The organism is Vibrio sp. V01_P9A10T6, assembly GCF_963877065.1.
GTDB classification, from domain to species: domain Bacteria; phylum Pseudomonadota; class Gammaproteobacteria; order Enterobacterales; family Vibrionaceae; genus Vibrio; species Vibrio anguillarum.
This window is the reverse complement of sequence record NZ_CAWNTB010000180.1, coordinates 1-19,639: the sequence shown is the minus strand read 5'-3', so window position 1 is coordinate 19,639 and position 19,639 is coordinate 1. Positions and strand designations below refer to the sequence as shown.

Annotated in this window: 17 protein-coding genes and 4 tRNA genes; 19 read left to right on the top strand and 2 right to left on the bottom strand. The window is 46.2% G+C overall.

The window, feature by feature from the left end; all coding sequences use genetic code 11:
* The 5 genes from AACQ21_RS13610 to rpoS all read left to right on the top strand — a co-directional run.
* A partial coding sequence (locus AACQ21_RS13610; RefSeq protein WP_105977326.1) for a tRNA pseudouridine(13) synthase TruD occupies positions 1–880 on the top strand: 880 nt, incomplete at its 5' end.
* A gap of 12 nt (positions 881–892) precedes the next feature.
* Positions 893–1,639, top strand: coding sequence for a 5'/3'-nucleotidase SurE (gene surE, locus AACQ21_RS13605; protein ID WP_010320454.1), 747 nt, complete (start codon positions 893–895; stop codon positions 1,637–1,639).
* Entirely contained in the window at positions 1,639–2,265 is a 627-nt protein-coding gene (locus AACQ21_RS13600) for a protein-L-isoaspartate(D-aspartate) O-methyltransferase (RefSeq protein WP_094149297.1), read from the top strand. The genes surE and AACQ21_RS13600 overlap by 1 nt, the downstream gene beginning before the upstream one ends.
* Positions 2,266–2,270: 5 nt before the next feature.
* On the top strand, positions 2,271–3,203 hold the full coding sequence (nlpD, locus tag AACQ21_RS13595) for a murein hydrolase activator NlpD (protein WP_026028368.1): 933 nt from the start codon (positions 2,271–2,273) through the stop codon (positions 3,201–3,203).
* A gap of 72 nt (positions 3,204–3,275) precedes the next feature.
* Complete coding sequence (gene rpoS, locus AACQ21_RS13590) at positions 3,276–4,277, top strand: RNA polymerase sigma factor RpoS (protein ID WP_017047531.1); 1,002 nt, start codon at positions 3,276–3,278, stop codon at positions 4,275–4,277.
* Between the two features lie 131 nt (positions 4,278–4,408).
* On the opposite strand, the gene mutS is transcribed toward rpoS, so the two are convergent.
* Both mutS and cysM read right to left on the bottom strand, forming a co-directional pair.
* Complete coding sequence (gene mutS, locus AACQ21_RS13585) at positions 4,409–6,997, bottom strand: DNA mismatch repair protein MutS (RefSeq protein WP_094125532.1); 2,589 nt, start codon at positions 6,995–6,997, stop codon at positions 4,409–4,411.
* Between the two features lie 243 nt (positions 6,998–7,240).
* The gene (gene cysM, locus AACQ21_RS13580) at positions 7,241–8,131 is read right to left on the bottom strand and encodes a cysteine synthase CysM (RefSeq protein ID WP_047688250.1); all 891 of its coding nucleotides are present in this window, start codon (positions 8,129–8,131) and stop codon (positions 7,241–7,243) included.
* A 212-nt stretch (positions 8,132–8,343) separates the two neighbouring features.
* Between cysM and cysP the strand changes: the two genes are divergently transcribed.
* The 14 genes from cysP to AACQ21_RS13510 all read left to right on the top strand — a co-directional run bounded on the left by cysP (position 8,344) and on the right by AACQ21_RS13510 (position 19,639).
* Positions 8,344–9,345, top strand: coding sequence for a thiosulfate ABC transporter substrate-binding protein CysP (cysP, locus tag AACQ21_RS13575; protein WP_105977325.1), 1,002 nt, complete (start codon positions 8,344–8,346; stop codon positions 9,343–9,345).
* 66 nt (positions 9,346–9,411) lie between these two features.
* On the top strand, positions 9,412–10,269 hold the full coding sequence (cysT, locus tag AACQ21_RS13570; RefSeq protein ID WP_017046719.1) for a sulfate/thiosulfate ABC transporter permease CysT: 858 nt from the start codon (positions 9,412–9,414) through the stop codon (positions 10,267–10,269).
* A 10-nt stretch (positions 10,270–10,279) separates the two neighbouring features.
* On the top strand, positions 10,280–11,143 hold the full coding sequence (gene cysW / locus AACQ21_RS13565; RefSeq protein WP_017046720.1) for a sulfate ABC transporter permease subunit CysW: 864 nt from the start codon (positions 10,280–10,282) through the stop codon (positions 11,141–11,143).
* Positions 11,140–12,267 (top strand): sulfate/molybdate ABC transporter ATP-binding protein, encoded by a 1,128-nt coding sequence (locus AACQ21_RS13560; protein WP_017043744.1) that lies wholly within the window; start codon positions 11,140–11,142, stop codon positions 12,265–12,267. The genes cysW and AACQ21_RS13560 overlap by 4 nt, the downstream gene beginning before the upstream one ends.
* Positions 12,268–12,380: 113 nt before the next feature.
* A complete protein-coding gene (gene pncC / locus AACQ21_RS13555) occupies positions 12,381–12,872 on the top strand; it encodes a nicotinamide-nucleotide amidase (protein WP_105977324.1) in 492 nt (163 codons plus the stop codon).
* Positions 12,873–13,005: 133 nt separating this feature from the next.
* A complete protein-coding gene (gene recA, locus AACQ21_RS13550; protein WP_010320444.1) occupies positions 13,006–14,052 on the top strand; it encodes a recombinase RecA in 1,047 nt (348 codons plus the stop codon).
* 35 nt (positions 14,053–14,087) lie between these two features.
* On the top strand, positions 14,088–14,591 hold the full coding sequence (gene recX / locus AACQ21_RS13545; RefSeq protein WP_105977323.1) for a recombination regulator RecX: 504 nt from the start codon (positions 14,088–14,090) through the stop codon (positions 14,589–14,591).
* A gap of 121 nt (positions 14,592–14,712) precedes the next feature.
* A complete protein-coding gene (gene alaS, locus AACQ21_RS13540) occupies positions 14,713–17,295 on the top strand; it encodes an alanine--tRNA ligase (protein WP_105977322.1) in 2,583 nt (860 codons plus the stop codon).
* A gap of 205 nt (positions 17,296–17,500) precedes the next feature.
* Positions 17,501–18,688 carry an aspartate kinase gene (locus AACQ21_RS13535; protein WP_013857703.1) on the top strand — a complete coding sequence of 396 codons (1,188 nt, stop codon included), beginning with the start codon at positions 17,501–17,503 and terminating at the stop codon, positions 18,686–18,688.
* A 92-nt stretch (positions 18,689–18,780) separates the two neighbouring features.
* Positions 18,781–18,978 (top strand): carbon storage regulator CsrA, encoded by a 198-nt coding sequence (gene csrA / locus AACQ21_RS13530; protein WP_010320440.1) that lies wholly within the window; start codon positions 18,781–18,783, stop codon positions 18,976–18,978.
* Positions 18,979–19,164: 186 nt separating this feature from the next.
* Positions 19,165–19,257: transfer RNA gene (locus AACQ21_RS13525), tRNA-Ser, on the top strand.
* A 41-nt stretch (positions 19,258–19,298) separates the two neighbouring features.
* Positions 19,299–19,375: transfer RNA gene (locus tag AACQ21_RS13520), tRNA-Arg, on the top strand.
* Between the two features lie 31 nt (positions 19,376–19,406).
* Positions 19,407–19,499 (top strand) — tRNA-Ser (locus AACQ21_RS13515).
* Between the two features lie 66 nt (positions 19,500–19,565).
* A tRNA-Arg gene (locus tag AACQ21_RS13510) sits at positions 19,566–19,639 on the top strand.

Below are 19,639 nucleotides of genomic sequence, written 5' to 3'. Positions count from 1 at the left end.
TACAAGTTTTGTGGTCAATGAACTGGCTAAAGCATGTGGTGTGAAATCAAAAGATGTGAGTTGGGCTGGTCTGAAAGATCGTCATGCGGTTACGCAGCAGTGGCTCAGTGTACATTTACCAAAAGGTGAGACGCCAGATTTCACCGAGTTTTTGGCTCAATATCCGAGCATCGAAATTCTGGAAACTACGCGTCACAATAAAAAGTTGCGCCCCGGAGATTTAGTCGGCAATCATTTTGAAATTACGCTTTCTGAGGTCACCGACACCGCCGAAGTAGTGACGCGATTAGAGCACATCGCCACGCACGGTGTGCCTAATTATTTTGGTAGCCAACGTTTTGGCAATCACGGCAATAACCTCAGTGAAGCGCGTCGCTGGGGAAAAGAGAACGTGCGTTCACGTAACCAAAATCAGCGCAGTTTGTATCTCTCGGCGGCCCGTTCGTGGATTTTCAACCAAATTGTCTCTGCCCGTATCGAGCAAGATAAGTTACATCAATTTATCGAAGGAGATATCGCACTTGAGGGAGAGAAAACGACCTTAGTCACCTTGGCGAATCTTACCGATCTCAATAACAAACTGGCATTGAATGAAGTGCAAATAAGTGCTGCTTTGGCGGGCGATAACGCACTACCGACGCAAGGTGAGGCTTTAGATTTAGAACAAGTTCACCTTGATGCTGAACCTGACTTGATGGCACTGATCCGCAGCAATCGTATGCGTCATGAGCGCCGGGCGCTGATGCTTAAGCCGCAGAATCTTTCTTGGACAGTTGAACAAGACAATGTGACGTTACGTTTTGATTTAGATGCAGGAAGTTTTGCTACCTCAGTCATTCGTGAATTGGTTGAAGAGATAGCGGTTGAACGCGAGTTCTAAGGAAAAAACTCGATGAAGATTTTATTAAGCAATGATGATGGTGTATACGCGCAAGGTTTAAATACCCTAGCACGCGCGCTGGCGGATCTCGCCGAGATCGTGATTGTCGCGCCGGATCGTAATCGGTCAGGAGCCTCCAATTCGCTGACATTAGAGCAGCCGCTTCGTGTGGATCTCATTGCACCCAATACCTATTCAGTGCAAGGCACACCAACCGATTGTGTGCATTTTGCACTCAATGAACTGCTCAAAGATGATCTGCCTGATTTGGTGCTGACAGGCATCAATCATGGTGCGAATTTGGGCGATGACGTGCTCTATTCGGGCACGGTTGCGGCGGCGATGGAAGGGCACTTTCTTGGGGTGCAAGCGATCGCGTTTTCATTGGTCGGGACGGCTAATTTTACTACGGCAGCCCAGATAGCACGCCAGTTGGTCGAACAGCATCTCAATGCCCCGATCCCAACCAATCGATTATTGAATGTGAACGTACCAGATCGTCCATTTGAGGAGTTAGCGGGTATTCAAGTGACGCGTTTAGGTGCTCGCCATCACGCAGAAAGTATGATTAAGCAGAAAGATCCTCGTGGGCATGATATTTATTGGTTAGGTCCTCCGGGTAAAGAGCAAGATGCAGGGCAAGGGACTGATTTCTATGCGATTGAGCATGGCTATGTCTCCTTGACGCCCTTGCAGGTTGATCTCACGGCTCATGAGTCACTGCCAAGTATGGATAACTGGTTGAAGGAAAAAGGGTAATGGCCAATCCACATGCCGACAGATTAATTGAATTTCTGATCGCGAATGGTATCCAAGATCAAACCGTTTTGGATGCCATTCATTGTTTGCCAAGAGAAAGCTTTGTTTCTCAGGCGATGATGCATCAAGCCTATGACAACAATGCCTTGCCGATAGGCCAAGGACAAACGATTTCACAACCTTACATTGTGGCAAAAATGACGCAGCTTTTAGAACTTGAGCCGCAGAGTAAGGTCTTAGAAATTGGCACAGGATCGGGTTATCAAACCGCTGTGCTTGCCCAGTTGGTTGAGCACGTGTATTCGATTGAACGGATCAAGTCATTACAGTGGGGTGCCAAGCGTCGTTTAAAGCAATTGGATATTTATAACGTCTCGACTAAGCATGGTGATGGCTGGTTGGGCTGGGATGCTAAAGCCCCTTTTGATGCGATCATTGTTACGGCGGCGGCCGAATTTGTCCCAAATGCGCTGCTTGATCAGCTTGCGGAAGGTGGCCGTTTAGTGATCCCTGTCGGCAGTAGTGAGCAACAGTTATTGAAAATAGTTCGCCAAGGCGATGATTTTATTTCTAACACCATTGAGATGGTGCGTTTTGTTCCTTTAGTTGCCGGTGATTTAGCTTAGTGATGATGAGTAACCTAAGAAACAGAGTAATAATGGTGCTAATGAGTAGCGTCCTTATCGGATGTGCTGCTCATACTCCTGCACCCGTTTCTGGGCTCAATAAAGACTATAATGCCATTCCTCGTGGTAGTTATCGCGGCAGTTTTTACGAAGTGCAAAAAGGCGATACGCTCTATTTTATATCTTATGTCACAGATAAAAATGTAAACGACTTGATCCGTTTCAATAATTTAAAAAAACCTTACACCATTCATCCCGGTCAAAAACTCAAATTATGGATCCCCAATTACACGCCTCCTGCTTATGGTGGTAATGGTGTAACAGAAGTCATTGTGGCTGCAACCCCTTCGAGCACAATGGCTGGCTTAGTTTCCCCCCCAATGGTTGTAGACGGAGTGAGTAAAAACTCTAATCAAAATAGTGGATCTAATGCCGCAAGTTCTTCGACCAAAGTCGCAAAGAAAGATCCTCCTAAGGTAGTTGAACAATCGAAATCAAAAGAGTATGTTGATTCAAAAGGTAAGCAAAATGTTAATGCTAATGTAACCTTTGCTAAACCAAAAGATGATAAAGTTTCAAAATGGTTATGGCCGACACAAGGGAGAATAATTAAAAACTTTTCAGCAGGCGATCAAGGAAATAAAGGGATCGATATCGCAGGACAGCGTGGTCAATCCATTTTATCAACTGCTGCAGGAACCGTTGTCTATTCGGGAAATGCATTAAGAGGTTACGGCAATCTTGTGATTGTTAAACATAATGATAACTACCTCAGTGCTTATGCTCATAACGATCGGTTACTGGTAAAAGAAGGACAAAGTGTTAAAGCTGGCCAAAAAATAGCAACCATGGGCAGCTCAGGAACCAGCAGTGTTCGTTTACACTTTGAAATTCGTTATCAAGGTAAGTCGGTGAATCCAAAACGCTACTTACCGTAAACATACTTGAAAGAGTCATGTAGCGACATTAGAAAGTAGTAATGTCTTGCTAGCTCGCCAGGGGGAGGCGCTATGAGTATCAGCAATGCAGTAACGAAAGTCGAAGAGTTTGAAGACCAAGAGATCATGGATTCGATTGAGGTTGATGAAGAACTCACCACCACTAAAAGCCAAAGCGATGACGATGTTCAAATCGAAGATGCCAAAGAAGGATTTGACGCGTCAACAAAAAGCTTAGATGCAACACAGATGTATCTTAGCGAGATTGGTTTTTCTCCATTATTAACAGCCCAAGAAGAAGTACTTTATGCTCGTCGTTCACTGAGAGGCGATGAAGCTGCTCGTAAACGCATGATCGAAAGTAACTTACGTTTGGTCGTTAAAATTTCTCGCCGTTATGGTAATCGTGGCTTAGCTTTACTCGATCTCATTGAAGAGGGTAATTTAGGCTTGATCCGTGCGGTAGAAAAATTTGATCCAGAACGTGGCTTTAGATTCTCAACCTATGCTACTTGGTGGATCCGTCAAACCATTGAACGTGCATTAATGAACCAAACGCGCACTATCCGTTTGCCAATTCACGTCGTTAAAGAGTTGAATATCTACCTTCGTACGGCTCGCGAGCTATCGCAGAAGTTAGATCATGAACCTACCGCAGAAGAAATTGCGTTCCAACTGGATAAGCCAGTCGAAGATGTCAGTAAAATGCTGCGTCTTAACGAGCGTATCAGTTCTGTTGATACACCGATTGGCGGCGATGGTGATAAAGCACTACTCGATATCATCCCAGATGCGAACAACTCTGATCCTGAAATTTCTACGCAAGATGATGATATCCGTGAATCACTACTGAATTGGTTAGATGAACTAAACCCAAAACAAAAAGAGGTACTTGCACGCCGTTTTGGACTATTAGGTTATGAACCGTCCACCTTAGAAGAAGTAGGGCGCGAAATTAACTTAACTCGTGAACGAGTTCGTCAAATTCAAGTGGAAGGTCTACGTCGTTTGAGAGAGATCTTGGTTAAACAAGGCTTGAACATGGAAGCGCTGTTTAATGTTGAATACGACTAAAGGTTGGCTCAACAAGACCTTGATTCATAAAACCATTGATTCATAAGTCGTTGATTTATAAAACTATTGCATAAAATCACAAAAGGCACCGACTTAAAATCGATGCCTTTTTTATTTTTAATATCAGATTGTTACATTAGCTTCTTCAAGCGATAAAGTGCTTCTAACGCTTGGCGAGGCGTTAGATCGTCAGGATCAATAGCTGCTAATGCCTGTTCGACTTCGCTTGGGTCTGGGATCAAACTGAGTTGATTAGCAATATCTACGGTTGAGCTTTTGCTGCCATTGGGCTGCTGTTGGCTCAATAACTCGAGCTGCGACAGTTTAGCGCGCGCGTTTTTGATCACTGTTTTAGGCACGCCAGCAAGACCTGCCACTGCTAGGCCGTAAGATTTACTTGCCGCCCCTTCTTGAACCGCATGCATAAAGGCAATGCTATCGCCATGTTCCACGGCATCTAAATGCACGTTGGCTAAGTGAGGTAGCTGGTTTGGCAGCTCGGTCAGTTCAAAATAATGAGTGGCAAATAGCGTTAGCGCGCCAATTTGGCTTGCGAGCCATTGTGCACTTGCCCAAGCCAGTGATAACCCATCATAGGTACTGGTGCCGCGGCCAATTTCATCCATCAATACCAAGCTATTTTGTGTCGCATTATGCAAAATGTTGGCAGTTTCGGTCATTTCAACCATGAAAGTAGAGCGACCAGAGGCGAGATCGTCCGATGCACCAATGCGGGTGAAGATGCGGTCAATCGAACCGATGTGTGCTGCTTCTGCTGGCACATAGCAACCGATATGCGCTAATAAAGTAATCAATGCAGTTTGGCGCATGTAGGTCGATTTACCGCCCATGTTAGGCCCGGTAATGATCAACATTTTTCGTTGCGGATTGAGCTCAATTGGGTTGGCAATGAAGGGGTCATTCATCACTTGCTCGACGACAGGGTGACGGCCCGCTTGAATATGGATCGCGGGCTCTTTACTCAAGGTCGGGCGACAGTAATCTAAGCTTTCAGCGCGCTCGGCAAGGTTTTGCAACACATCGAGCTGCGATAGCGAAGATGCAAGGTTTTGCATCTGCTCTAAATGAGGTAACAATAAGTCAAATAACTCTTCCCAAAGCTGCTTTTCCACTGCTAGTGCTTTTGATTTCGAGTTGAGCACTTTATCTTCATGCGCTTTTAGCTCAGCAATAATATACCGCTCGGCATTTTTCAGCGTTTGGCGGCGCACATAGTGGGGAGGAACAAGGTGACTCTGGCCACGGCTGACTTGAATGTAGAAACCGTGAATCGCGTTGTAGCCGACTTTGAGCGTATCAATGCCGTGACGTTCGCGCTCTTCAGCTTCTAATTTATTCAAGTATTCGGTTGCGCCGTTGGCTAGATCACGCCATTCATCCAGTTCGGCGCTGTAGCCATCGGCAATCACGCCACCATCACGAATCACAACTGGTGGGTTGTCTTTGATCGCTCGCTCAAGCAGTGTGCACAGCTCATCCAATGGCTGTACATGATGAGTTAACTGAACTAAGTGGGGTTGCGACAAGGGTTGCAGTATTTCACTGAGCTGCGGCAATTGCTGCATCGCATGTCGCAGGCGTGCTAAGTCTCTTGGGCGAGCGGAACGCAATGCCAAACGAGCAAGAATACGTTCAATATCGCCAATCTGTTTCAGCACAGGTTGTAATTCACTAAACAGAGCAAGCTGTTTCAACTCGCCGATCGCATCAAGGCGTTGATTCAACGTATCAATACAGCGCATCGGTTGGTGTAACCAGCGTTTGAGCATGCGGCTGCCCATTGGGGTGGCGCAATGATCGAGCACTTCCGCTAAGGTGTTATCAAAGCCACCGGACAAGTTCTGCGTGATCTCTAAATTACGGCGCGTGGCGGCATCTAAGATCACCGAGTGATCTTGGCGATCAAACGTCAGCGAACGAATATGAGGCAATGCAGTGCGCTGCGTATCTTTCACGTATTGAATCAAGCAGCCAGCGGCGCATAAGCCCAGTTTAGCCTGTTCTACGCCAAAACCGACCAAATCACGCGTACCAAATTGTTGGTTCAACTGCTGTTTTGCTGTCTCTAACTCAAATTCCCAAATAGGGCGGCGACGGTTTCCTTTGCGATTGCCCATTAAAGTGACTGGCGTGAAATCTTCAGGGAAGAGCAGTTCGCGCGGTGCGGTGCGTTGCAGTTCGGCGGCCATCGCCTCTTCGGTTTCTGGTTCACTCAGTTGGAAGCGCCCTGAAGTGATGTCTAAGGTTGCGTAGCCAAAGCGACCATCGTGGTGGTAGATGGCGGCAATTAAGTTATCGACTCGCTCAGAGAGCAAAGCTTCATCCGTGACCGTACCGGGCGTGACAATCCGTACCACTTTACGCTCAACGGGGCCTTTGCTGGTGGCAGGATCGCCAATTTGTTCACAAATCGCGACGGATTCGCCCTGCTGTACCAATTTCGCTAAGTAACCTTCCACGGCGTGATAGGGAACGCCCGCCATTGGAATAGGCTCACCCGCAGAAGCACCGCGTTTGGTGAGTGATATTTCCAGCAATTGCGATGCGCGTTTAGCGTCATCGTAAAACAGCTCGTAGAAATCGCCCATCCGATAAAAGAGCAGAATATCGGGGTTTTCGGCTTTCAATTGCAGATATTGCCGCATCATCGGGGTGTGCTGTGGTGAAGACTCGGCGGAAGATGCGCTGGATTTGCTCATGTTATTCGTCACTCGATTATCAATGGCTGACTGTGAAAATGACCACCCTACAGGAATGGCAGCGGCCTTAGCTCTGACATGAGTTAGAAAGAATCGTCAGAACATGCATTTAAATAGTTGGAGAGGATAACAAACTTCGCTATTGCTGAGCAATCAAGGGATGCTGATGTGGAAGCAAAGCCAAGGGCTAAAAAGTAATGAGCGCGTTCAGCACTGATTAGCCCGTTGGGTTGGAGATTTGATCTAAGAAAAAAGACCGGATGAGAGATAACGATCGCCTCGATCGCAAATGATGGCAACAACCACCGCTCCGGGATTTTGTTGCGCGATTTGTAACGCAGCGAAAACGGCGCCTCCAGAGCTGACGCCAGCGCAAATACCTTCTTGGGTTGCCAAAGCACGAGCCGTATTGATGGCATCTTGCTCTTCGATATCGAGTACCACATCAACACGTGATGATTCAAAAATGCCGGGTAAATAAGCTTGAGGCCAGCGGCGAATGCCCGGAATTGCACTGCCTTCTGCTGGTTGTAAACCGACAATGCTTATCTCTGGATTTTGCGTTTTTAGATAGCGAGAAGTGCCCATGATGGTGCCCGTTGTGCCCATACTTGAGACAAAGTGGGTGATTTCCCCGTGGCTTTGTTGCCAAATTTCTGGGCCAGTTGAATCAAAATGAGCTTGCGGGTTGTCGGGGTTATTGAATTGATCGAGTACTTTTCCTTTGCCTTCACTTTGCATTTTTAATGCTAAATCGCGCGCTCCTTCCATGCCTTGCTCTTTGCTGACTAAAATGAGCTCACAACCATACGCTTTCATCGCGTCTTTGCGCTCTTGGGTAGCATTATCTGGCATGATTAAAATCATTTTGTAGCCTTTGATGGCGGCCGCCATTGCCAGCGCGATACCCGTGTTGCCGCTGGTCGCTTCAATGATGGTATCGCCCGGTTGGATCTCTTGGCGACGCTCTGCTTGCACTATCATATTGAGCGCTGGGCGATCTTTGACTGAACCTGCTGGGTTATTGCCTTCTAGCTTGACCAATACGGTGCTTGAGGTGTGAGCCGCCAGTCGCTGCAAGCGAACTAAAGGCGTTTGCCCGACATATGCTTCAATCGTTGGAAAGTCCGCCATCATGTTGTCCTTAATTTTTTAGTCGGAAGAGTAAGATGACGTATCCACCTTACCGAGCACTACTATAAAGTCGTGCTGGTAATTGGCATACAATTTATTGCTAGAGTTTATTCCAAAAAGTTCTAGTTATCCTCTTTGTTATAATTAATTTTCCTCATACTCTAATTGCCAAGGACGCCATTTTGGCCGTAGTGATTAGGGAGTAGCAATATATGAAGTTCATCAAGTCAGCCTTAGCAAGCTTATTAGCCGTAGGATCGTTGAATGTTTCGGCCGCGGATCAAACCATTCTCAACTCATCGTACGACATCGCTCGCGAGCTGTTTGCTTCTTATAACCCAGTGTTTGAAAAACACTGGCAACAAAAGACAGGCCAAACAGTGGAGATCAAACAGTCGCACGGTGGGTCATCTGCGCAAGCTCGCTCAATTTTGCAGGGGTTAGCCGCCGATGTAGTGACATTCAATCAGGTAACGGATGTTCAGGTGCTACACGATCGTGGCAAGCTTATCGATGCTAATTGGCAAGAAAAATTGCCCAATGCAAGCTCACCTTACTACTCCACGACCGCATTTTTAGTGCGCAAGGGAAATCCAAAAAATATTCAAGATTGGGGCGATCTCGCCAAAGCTGATGTGGCTTCTGTATTCCCCAATCCTAAAACCTCAGGTAATGCGCGTTATACCTATTTGGCCGCGGTCGGTTATGCACAAAAGACTTTTGGCAAAGAGAACCAAGCCGAGCAGGATCAATTCCTCAAACAATTTTTAGCTAATGTAGCGGTATTTGATACTGGCGGCCGTGGTGCGACTACTTCGTTTGTTGAACGTGGCATTGGCGATGTGCTGATTACGTTTGAATCTGAAGTGAACAATATTCGTCAGCAGTATGGCGTGGATGAATATCAAGTAGTGGTGCCTAAGACCTCTATCTTGGCCGAGTTTCCCGTGGCCGTGGTGGAAAAAAATGCCAAGCGTAAAGGCACGCTTGAGGTAGCCAACGAATATCTCGCTTATCTGTACAGTGAAGAAGCGCAACGTTTGCTGGCTGGGTTTAATTACCGCGTTCATGATGAAAAAGTGAACGCAGAATTTGCTGATCGCTTCCCTGAAGTTGAATTGCTAACAGTTGAGAGCATTGCTGGCGGGTGGGAAAATGCCTTGAAACTTCATTTTGCCAATGGCGCGAAGCTTGACCAACTTCAACGTCGTTAATTCGTCATCGCCACCTGCGCTGAGTGTGGGTGGTTTTCTTACGCATCCGTTTTGTTTCGAGGGTTTATGAGCCATTCCTTCACCGCTTCTTTATCTCGCCCACGCCATAAAAGGGTGCTACCCGGATTTGGTATTAGCCTCGGTACTTCGCTGTTTTTTGTCAGCTTAGTGCTGCTATTGCCCGCCAGTGGTTTGATTATGCAAACGAGCCAAATGTCGCTCACCGAGTATTGGCAGGTGGTGGCGGACCCTCGTGTACTGGCCAGTTACAAAGTAACGGTGGGCGCGGCACTCATCGCCTCATTGTTTAATGGCTTGCTAGGATTATTGCTCGCTTGGGTGCTGGTTCGTTATGATTTTTATGGCAAACGTATTCTTGATGCTTTAGTCGATTTACCGTTTGCTTTGCCTACCGCCGTTGCAGGCATCACGTTGGCGACGCTTTACTCATCCAATGGCTGGGTGGGCAGCGTACTTGGCGAGCTTGGAATTAAAGTGGCTTATACCCCCTTGGGGATTGTTGTCGCGATGGCGTTTACCAGTATTCCGTTTGTGGTGCGCACGGTACAACCCGTCTTGGAGGAGATCTCCAAAGAAGAGGAAGAAGCGGGAATGACGTTAGGCGCTTCAGATAGCGCCGTATTTTGGAAAGTGATCATGCCTTCGATTCGTCCAGCACTATTGGTTGGTATTGCACTCTCATTTACGCGTAGCTTGGGCGAGTTTGGTGCAGTGATTTTCATTGCGGGCAATATGCCTTACGTCAGTGAAATTACCTCATTAATGATTTTTGTACGCTTACAAGAATTTGATTTTCCGGCGGCGAGTGCCATTGCCTCGGTAGTATTGATGGCATCGTTATCGCTGCTACTACTGATCAATCTATGGCAGGGCGCATACCTGCGTCGAATTCATGGACGTTAAGGAACCGATAATGAAAGCACATCAACCGTTACGAGTCGGTGAAGCACCTTGGGTGAAGTGGAGTTTGATTGGCTTTGCGCTGTTTTGGGTTGCATTGTTGCTGATTATCCCGCTAGTGAGCATTTTCAAACAAGCCTTTGCTAGTGGTTTATCGACTTATATTAGTCATTTAATTGAACCCGATACGCGTCATGCCATTGGTTTAACACTGCTAGTTGCGCTACTCACGGTGCCAATTAACTTAGTGTTCGGCGTGTTATTAGCTTGGGCAGTGACTCGTTTTGAATTTCCGGGTAGAAAAATATTAACCACTTTAATTGATATTCCGTTTGCCGTATCACCGGTTGTTGCAGGCCTTCTGTATTTACTGCTTTACGGCAGCAGCGGTTGGTTGGGCGAGTGGTTGTTTGAGCGCGATCTGCAAGTGATGTTTGCTTGGCCGGGAATTTTATTGGTCACGGTTTTTGTGACTTGCCCGTTTGTTGCGCGTGAGCTGATCCCGCTGATGCAGCAGCAAGGTAGATCGGATGAAGAAGCGGCGGTTATTTTGGGTGCATCTTGGTGGCAACTGTTTCGTCGCGTCACCTTACCGAATATTAAATGGGCGTTGATTTACGGTGTCATCCTAACCAATGCGCGTGCCATTGGTGAATTTGGCGCAGTAGCGGTTGTGTCGGGCAATATTCGTGGTGAAACCAATACCTTACCGCTACATGTGCAGCTACTGTATGAAGATTATCAATCGGAAGCGGCGTTTGCTAGCGCCTCACTATTGGCTTTCATTGCATTATTAACCTTAGTTTTTAAAGCTTATGTTGAATGGCGTCAACACAACAATCAGACAAAAACGAACAGAGAGCAAGAGACGGTATGAGTATACGTTTAGACAACATTTCCAAACAATTTGGTCAATTTCAAGCGCTCTCTCCGCTCTCGTTACAGATTGATGATGGCGAGATGATTGGCTTACTTGGTCCTTCCGGCTCAGGCAAAACCACTTTGTTGCGCATTATTGCCGGCCTTGAAGGAGCCGATAGCGGAACCATTCATTTTAGAGATCGCGATGTGACTCATGTCCACGTCCGCGAGCGCCGAGTTGGCTTTGTGTTTCAAAACTACGCACTTTTTCGTCATATGACGGTGGCCGATAATGTCGCGTTTGGTTTGCAAGTGATGGATCGCCGTCATAGACCAGCGGCGGCGGAAATCACCAAAAGAGTCAAACAGCTGTTGGATATTGTGCAACTTGGCCATTTAGCTGAGCGCTATCCTGAACAACTGTCCGGCGGGCAAAAGCAGCGCATCGCCTTGGCTCGCGCTCTTGCAACAAAGCCGGAAGTGCTACTGCTGGATGAGCCTTTTGGCGCACTGGATGCCAAAGTGCGTAAAGAATTGCGCCGCTGGTTGCGCAGCTTGCATGAAGAGCTCGGTTTTACGAGCGTATTTGTCACCCACGATCAAGATGAAGCACTTGAACTCTCTGATCGCGTGGTCGTGATGAGCAATGGCCGCATCGAACAGATCGACTCGCCAGTGCAGCTTTATGCTCAACCGAACAGTCGCTTCGTCTTTGACTTTTTTGGCAATGTGAATGTATTCCAAGCCAACTGGAATAACGAGCAGTGGGTCAACGGCCAATCGTTTATCTTACCGCCGAAAGATCACGCGATTAATCAATCAGGAAAGTTGTATGTGCGCAGCCATGAGTTGAGCCTATCGAACAAACAAAATAGTCAAGCTTCATTGCCTTTTGAAGTGGTCTCTGTTAACCCTGTCGGCGCTGAAGTGCGAGTTGAACTCGCGCCAGTCGGCTGGGAGAGTGAGCAATTATGGGAAGCAAAATTAACCCATAGAGCATTGAGTGAACAACCGCTCACACGAGGCGACAAAACCTTTGCTACACCACAAGTGGGCTACTTTTTTGGTGGGGAGAGCAGTACTCCGCACACCATTCGTTGGCCATTCTTAGACGCAGATAGTTTAATGTTTGAGATCTAAATACAACGGAGAACGATTTAGAATGGGTACGCTTGCGTGCCCATTCTGTTTTCTGGAGATTCAATCTGCTATAAAGGTTCAAGCGAAAATAACGTGGCTTTGGAGAGGGCATAATGAAAGCGATTTTTGCATTAAGTGAACAATTAGGTCAGCAATTGTTAGCACAAAAAGAGATCCTCACCAGTGCTGAATCATGCACTGGCGGTGGTGTGGCATTTGCACTTACTGAGGTTGCAGGAAGTTCGGCTTGGTTTGAACGATCATTTGTGACCTACAGTAATCTCGCTAAACAAGAGATGCTCGGTGTCAAAGCACAGACACTGGTGGATTTTGGCGCTGTTTCCGAACCCGTGGTGCGCGAAATGGTACAAGGAGCACTTTTGCATTCCCAAGCCACTATTGGTGTAGCGATCAGTGGTATTGCTGGTCCTGACGGCGGTAGCGCAGAAAAATCAGTGGGGACCGTGTGCTTTGCATGGGCTTCTAAGCAGGGCTGGGAACGTGCTGAGACGCTTTGTTTTAAAGGCGATCGCGCACAGGTGCGCAAGCAGGCGATTACTCATGCATTACAAGTGGTGAGTCACTTTTTATCGCAGCCAAATTGAACCTAGTCGAAATTTTTTCGATACAGCTATAGACACTGTATGAATCAACAGTATAATTAACCCCAATTGGCGACTAAAGAGTCGATAAAAAATTTAACGAGCCGCTACCCACAGCGACAGTTTGGAGAAAGTAATGGACGAAAATAAGCAGAAGGCGTTAGCCGCAGCACTGGGTCAAATTGAAAAGCAATTTGGTAAAGGTTCGATCATGCGCCTTGGTGACAACCGTACAATGGATGTTGAAACCATTTCTACCGGTTCACTTTCTTTGGATATTGCATTGGGTGCTGGCGGTTTACCAATGGGACGTATCGTTGAAGTCTACGGCCCTGAATCATCAGGAAAAACAACGTTAACGCTGGAATTGATCGCAGCAGCACAACGAGTGGGTAAAACCTGTGCTTTTATCGATGCAGAACATGCCCTTGACCCAATTTATGCTAAAAAACTGGGTGTGAACATCGATGAGCTGTTGGTTTCACAACCTGATACGGGTGAACAAGCGCTTGAAATTTGTGATGCCTTGGCCCGTTCTGGTGCCATTGATGTTATCGTCATTGACTCTGTGGCTGCACTGACACCAAAAGCTGAAATTGAAGGTGAAATGGGCGATAGCCACATGGGCCTACAAGCACGTATGCTTTCTCAAGCGATGCGTAAGTTAACGGGTAACCTAAAACAGTCCAACTGCATGTGCATCTTCATTAACCAGATCCGTATGAAAATTGGTGTGATGTTTGGTAACCCTGAAACCACAACAGGTGGTAATGCCCTTAAATTCTACGCTTCAGTTCGTTTAGATATTCGTCGTACAGGCTCTATCAAAGAGGGTGACGAAGTCGTGGGTAACGAAACGCGTATTAAAGTGGTGAAGAACAAAATCGCGGCTCCCTTTAAACAAGCGGATACTCAAATTCTTTACGGACAAGGTTTTAACCGTGAAGGTGAATTGGTTGATCTTGGCGTGAAACATAAATTGGTTGAGAAAGCGGGCGCTTGGTATAGCTATAACGGTGATAAAATTGGTCAAGGTAAAGCAAACGCCTGTAAATTCTTGAGAGAGAATCCAGCTGCAGCTATGGCTCTTGATACTAAGTTACGTGAAATGCTGCTCAATCCAGCCGAGTTAATTGTTGAAGAACCTATTTTGAGCGAAATGCCTCAAGAAGAAGAGTTGTAATCTTCTCCACGTTTATATTTCAACAAAGCCCTGCAATGCAGGGCTTTGTTTTATCCATGACCAATAGGGACAGTATGTATTCCTCTGAATTCAAATCGACGTTATCGTGCAAAGAGTGCGCATTGCAATTACTGAGCCGGCGAGATCACAGCGAGCATGAGCTACAGCAAAAGCTCATTAGTAAAGGGTATGATGCGGAAATTATCGTTCAAACCATGAGTTACTGCCTTGAGAACCATTATTTGGATGAACTGCGCTATGCCGCAAGTCAAATAAGACAACATGTCACTAAAGGTCATGGTGAGCGGCGCATTCGACAAGAGCTGAGCCAAAAAAGAGTCAGTAGCGATGATATTGAAACCGCTTTATATCAAGAGCCTCAAGATTGGTTTGAATTGGCAAAAGCAGTGGCTGAAAAAAAATTCAGAGAACCTGCGGAAAAAGGTTCAAAAGAACATGCCAAACAAGTGCGTTTTTTGCAGTATCGAGGCTTTAGCTTCGAGCAAATTAGCTACGCTTTATCATCATCGGAAGCTTAACTCTTCGTCTGATCTGCAATTTATTTCCTGCCATGCCTTTTCTATAAGAAAACTAGTCGAACTCTTGTCCATGCTTTACAATAACGCAAAATTCTAACTTGAGTATTTCAGGAAGAGCTGCATGTTTATGAGCACTGATGAGGTTCGCCGCGCGTTCCTCTCGTTCTTTGAAAGTAAAGGACACCAAATTGTTGATAGTTCATCATTAGTCCCCGCTAATGACCCAACCCTGTTGTTCACAAATGCAGGAATGAACCAATTTAAAGATTGTTTTCTTGGTTTAGAAAAGCGTGCTTATACACGTGCAACAACGGCGCAACGTTGTGTGCGAGCTGGTGGTAAGCATAACGATCTGGAAAACGTTGGTTTTACCGCTCGTCACCATACCTTTTTTGAAATGTTGGGTAACTTCAGCTTTGGTGATTACTTCAAAGAAGACGCTATTGCATACGCGTGGGAGTTTCTTACTGTAACACTCAAGTTGCCCGCTGATCGTCTACTGGTTACCGTGTATGAAACCGATGATGAAGCATTTGATATCTGGAATAAAAAAGTAGGCATTCCGGCTGAGCGCATTATTCGCATTGGCGATAAACCGGGTGGTAAAGCTTATGAGTCAGACAACTTCTGGCAAATGGGTGATACGGGTCCGTGTGGTCCTTGTACTGAAATTTTCTATGATCATGGCGATCATATCTGGGGTGGTCCTCCAGGTTCTGCAGAGGAAGATGGCGATCGTTTCATTGAAATTTGGAACAACGTCTTCATGCAGTTTAACCGTCATGCCGATGGCACGATGGAGCCACTTCCAAAACCTTCCGTTGATACCGGTATGGGTATTGAACGTATTTCTGCGATCATGCAGGGTGTTCACTCAAACTATGAAATTGATGTGTTTCAAGCCTTGATTAAAGCCGCCGCTGATGTAACGGGTTATGACGATCTTTCCAATCAATCGCTACGCGTTGTTGCTGATCACATCCGTTCTTGTGCTTTCTTGATTGTGGATGGTGTGATGCCATCGAATGAAGGCCGTGGCTATGTACTGCGTCGGATTATTCGTCGAGCGGTGCGTCATGGTAATAAATTGGGCGCACAAGGTGCCTTCTTCCACAAACTGGTTGGCCCATTAGCACAAGTGATGGGAACGGCTGGTGAAGAACTGAAAAAGCAGCAAGCGCTTGTAGAAAAAGTGCTGCGCATTGAAGAAGAGAACTTCGGTCGCACTCTTGAACGCGGTATGGCGATCCTCAATGATGCACTCGATAATTTAGAGGGTAGCGTACTGGATGGTGAAACTGTCTTTAAACTTTACGATACCTACGGTTTTCCGGCTGATTTAACGAATGATGTTGCACGTGAACGTGAGTTGACCATTGACGAACAAGGTTTCGAAAAAGCGATGGAAGAGCAGCGTCAACGAGCGCGTGAAGCGGGCCAATTTGGCACTGACTACAATGCAATCATTAAAGTTGATACCAATACCGCTTTCTGTGGCTACAGCGCGACACAAGGCGAGAGCCGCATTGCCGCTATGTTTGTTGACGGCAATGAAGTTGACACTCTATCTGCGGGTGATAAAGCGATTTTGATCTTGGGCGAAACACCTTTCTACGCTGAATCCGGTGGTCAATGTGGTGATGCGGGTGTTATTCAAACGGCCACGGGCTTGTTTAAAGTTGAAGATACACAAAAACTCGGCAACGCCATTGCTCATCACGGTGAACTCATCGAGGGCGTACTCGCCAAAGGCGATGAAGCGAAAGCCATTGTTGATGCTAAGCGCCGCGCTGCAATTTCACTGAACCACTCCGCCACACATTTGTTGCATGCTGCACTTCGCCAAGTATTAGGTACGCACGTGGCGCAAAAAGGCTCATTGGTAAAAGCGGAAAGCTTGCGTTTTGACTTCTCTCATTTAGAAGCAATGACGCCCGTAGAGCTAAAAGAAGTGGAACGTCTAGTGAACGCGCAAATTCGCCGTAACCACACGATTGAAACCAATATTATGGACATCGAAGCGGCAAAAGCCAAAGGTGCTATGGCACTGTTTGGTGAAAAATACGACGATGAAGTTCGTGTATTGTCGATGGGTGATTTCTCAACCGAACTGTGTGGTGGTATTCACGCAAGTAACACCGGTGACATCGGCCTATTCAAAATAGTTTCTGAAGGCGGTGTTGCCGCTGGCATTCGTCGTATTGAAGCGGTGACGGGTGAAGGCGCGCTGGATCTATTGGATCAACAGCAGGCTCAATATGAAGTCAAAGTGGCTGAAATGGCGGCTAAAGCGAAATCTTTGGAAAAAGAGTTGCAGCAGTTAAAAGATAAACTTGCAGCGAAAGAAAGTGCCAATCTGATCAGCAATGTAAAAGAAATTGCGGGTGTGAAAGTGCTAGTTGCTCAACTTAATGGCGCCGATAACAAAGCGCTGCGTGGTATGGTTGATGAGCTAAAAAATCAGTTGGGCAGTGGCATTATCATGCTGGGTAATGTGGCTGATGATAAAGTGGGTTTGATTGCGGGTGTGACCAAAGATCTTACCGCTAAAGTTAAAGCAGGGGAGCTGGTCAATATGGTTGCCTTGCAAGTGGGTGGTAAAGGTGGCGGCCGTCCGGATATGGCTCAAGCGGGAGGTACAGATGTTAATGCCTTGCCTGGCGCTTTAGCTTCCGTAGATGCTTGGATTGCTGAGCATCTATAAACCGTTGTAATAAGTCACGCTCAATCACTGTTTTTTGATTGGGCGTAATTTTATTTACCAAACCAAGTGGTCTAATTGGCGCAATAGGATACGAGCCAGTTATCTGCTTGGTTTTGTTTTTGTAACTACTGAATCGATACTCAACATAGTGCTCTGCTTTCGATTTGGTCCTAATGAGACTTTGGTCTTGGGAAGGTGAAGATAGGTGAAAAAGCCCCTTATCGTGCAAAAGTTTGGCGGAACCTCGGTGGGTTCAATAGAACGAATCCATACCGTCGCTGAACACATCATTAAGGCGAAGAATGATGGTAATCAAGTGGTTGTAGTTGTTTCTGCAATGTCAGGAGAAACCAATCGACTGTTGGGCTTAGCACAACAAATCGATAGTGTACCAACTGCAAGAGAACTTGATGTTTTGCTCTCTGCTGGTGAGCAAGTGTCTATGGCGCTATTAGCGATGACACTCAATAAATTAGGCTATTCAGCTCGCTCACTAACCGGAGCTCAAGCGAACATTGTGACCGATAATCAACACAATGACGCGACGATTAAAATGATTGATACTCGAACGATTACCGAGTTGCTGGCACAAGATCATATTGTGGTGGTAGCGGGTTTTCAGGGTGTGAATGAGAATGGGGATATCACCACTTTAGGACGTGGAGGTTCTGACACTAGTGCTGTGACGCTAGCGGGAGCTCTTAAAGCCGATGAGTGTCAAATATTCACTGATGTGGATGGCGTTTACACATGTGATCCACGTGTGGTTGCAACGGCTCAAAAATTAGAGATCGTTGATTTCCCGTCAATGGAAGAAATGGCACGTAAAGGCGCTAAAGTTCTGCATTTACCTTGTGTGCAATATGCGTGGGAAAATGAAGTTCCTTTACGCGTATTATCTACTTTTGATGTAAACGCAGGCAGTCTAATCAAAGGTGAGCAGTGTCATAAAGCAGTATGTGGCATTGCGATTCAACGCGACATGGCGCTTATTACTGTGCAACATGATCATTTCCCGAGTTTAGCCAAGCAGTGCCAAATGCTCGGTGTGGAAGTGTGGAGTGTGATCGAAGAGGCAGAATGGACAGGTGTCATTATAAAACGAGACGCTTGTGCTAAATTAGCTCTGGTTTTCAATGACAAAATCCGTAATAGTGAACCCGTTAGTTTATTGACCACGGTAGGTTTACTAGCTCAGGAATTAGTTGAACGCTCATGTGAATTACTTGCAGAACAAGGGATCGAAGTGAGTTCCCTTTCGGTTGATAAACAATCGTTAATGCTAGTTATGCAGCCACAACATGTTGATAAGGCAGCCAATATTTTACATGAGGCCTATATAACGTCAGATGAGCTATTAGCTTTTCACCTAAAACATGTCTCTTTAGGGTGAGAGCGCACTAATAGATAGTTTACGAAAATATAACTTTTAGTGGATAATAGCGCAGTTGCAATATAATACAGAGATTACTCAAGGAGCAAAGAATGCTAATTTTGACTCGCCGTGTTGGCGAAACACTAATGATCGGTGATGAAGTGACAGTAACAGTTCTTGGTGTAAAAGGTAACCAAGTGCGTATCGGTGTGAATGCACCGAAAGAGGTTTCTGTCCACCGTGAAGAAATCTACATGCGCATTCAAGCTGAAAAAGGTAATGGTAGTGTTGCACCTAGCAACTACTAATTATCACAAGGAAGGCTAGCGAATTTTGCTGGCCTTTTTTATGCTTTGAAGTCACTGATATGACAGAAAAGTTTAATTTCACAGCGCTTTGATTAAATAGCCAACGGTTGATTTGATTTTTGTCGCTTTTACCAAGAAAGTGTTTGACATATTTTTGGTAAAAAGTAATATGTGCCTCCGCAAGACGGTGAGGTGGCCGAGAGGCCGAAGGCGCTCCCCTGCTAAGGGAGTATACGGTTTATAGCCGTATCGAGGGTTCGAATCCCTCCCTCACCGCCATTCTTGCTTATTTGGTTTAGCATCCAAATAAAGAACAATGTGCGTCCTTAGCTCAGCTGGATAGAGTACCTGGCTACGAACCAGGCGGTCGGAGGTTCGAATCCTCCAGGACGCGCCATATTCTTTCGTAAGATTGAATGTGAAAATGCGGTGAGGTGGCCGAGAGGCCGAAGGCGCTCCCCTGCTAAGGGAGTATACGGTTTATAGCCGTATCGAGGGTTCGAATCCCTCCCTCACCGCCATTTATTGACCATGAGTCAATTTTTTTGTTCAGAAATAAAATTTTTGCGATGTAATTCACATCTTGCGCGCTCATAGCTCAGCTGGATAGAGTACCTGGCTACGAACCAGGCGGTCGGAGGTTCGAATCCTCCTGAGCGCG

Coding starts and splice junctions, on each gene's coding strand:
- mutS (WP_094125532.1), bottom strand. CDS start 6,997: ATGAGCAAATCCAGCGCATCTTCCGCCGAGTCTTCACCACAGCACACC.
- cysW (WP_017046720.1), top strand. CDS start 10,280: ATGAAAGCACATCAACCGTTACGAGTCGGTGAAGCACCTTGGGTGAAG.
- cysT (WP_017046719.1), top strand. CDS start 9,412: ATGAGCCATTCCTTCACCGCTTCTTTATCTCGCCCACGCCATAAAAGG.
- AACQ21_RS13600 (WP_094149297.1), top strand. CDS start 1,639: ATGGCCAATCCACATGCCGACAGATTAATTGAATTTCTGATCGCGAAT.
- cysM (WP_047688250.1), bottom strand. CDS start 8,131: ATGGCGGACTTTCCAACGATTGAAGCATATGTCGGGCAAACGCCTTTA.
- recA (WP_010320444.1), top strand. CDS start 13,006: ATGGACGAAAATAAGCAGAAGGCGTTAGCCGCAGCACTGGGTCAAATT.
- csrA (WP_010320440.1), top strand. CDS start 18,781: ATGCTAATTTTGACTCGCCGTGTTGGCGAAACACTAATGATCGGTGAT.
- cysP (WP_105977325.1), top strand. CDS start 8,344: ATGAAGTTCATCAAGTCAGCCTTAGCAAGCTTATTAGCCGTAGGATCG.
- surE (WP_010320454.1), top strand. CDS start 893: ATGAAGATTTTATTAAGCAATGATGATGGTGTATACGCGCAAGGTTTA.
- pncC (WP_105977324.1), top strand. CDS start 12,381: ATGAAAGCGATTTTTGCATTAAGTGAACAATTAGGTCAGCAATTGTTA.
- nlpD (WP_026028368.1), top strand. CDS start 2,271: ATGAGTAACCTAAGAAACAGAGTAATAATGGTGCTAATGAGTAGCGTC.
- alaS (WP_105977322.1), top strand. CDS start 14,713: ATGTTTATGAGCACTGATGAGGTTCGCCGCGCGTTCCTCTCGTTCTTT.
- AACQ21_RS13560 (WP_017043744.1), top strand. CDS start 11,140: ATGAGTATACGTTTAGACAACATTTCCAAACAATTTGGTCAATTTCAA.
- recX (WP_105977323.1), top strand. CDS start 14,088: ATGCAGGGCTTTGTTTTATCCATGACCAATAGGGACAGTATGTATTCC.
- rpoS (WP_017047531.1), top strand. CDS start 3,276: ATGAGTATCAGCAATGCAGTAACGAAAGTCGAAGAGTTTGAAGACCAA.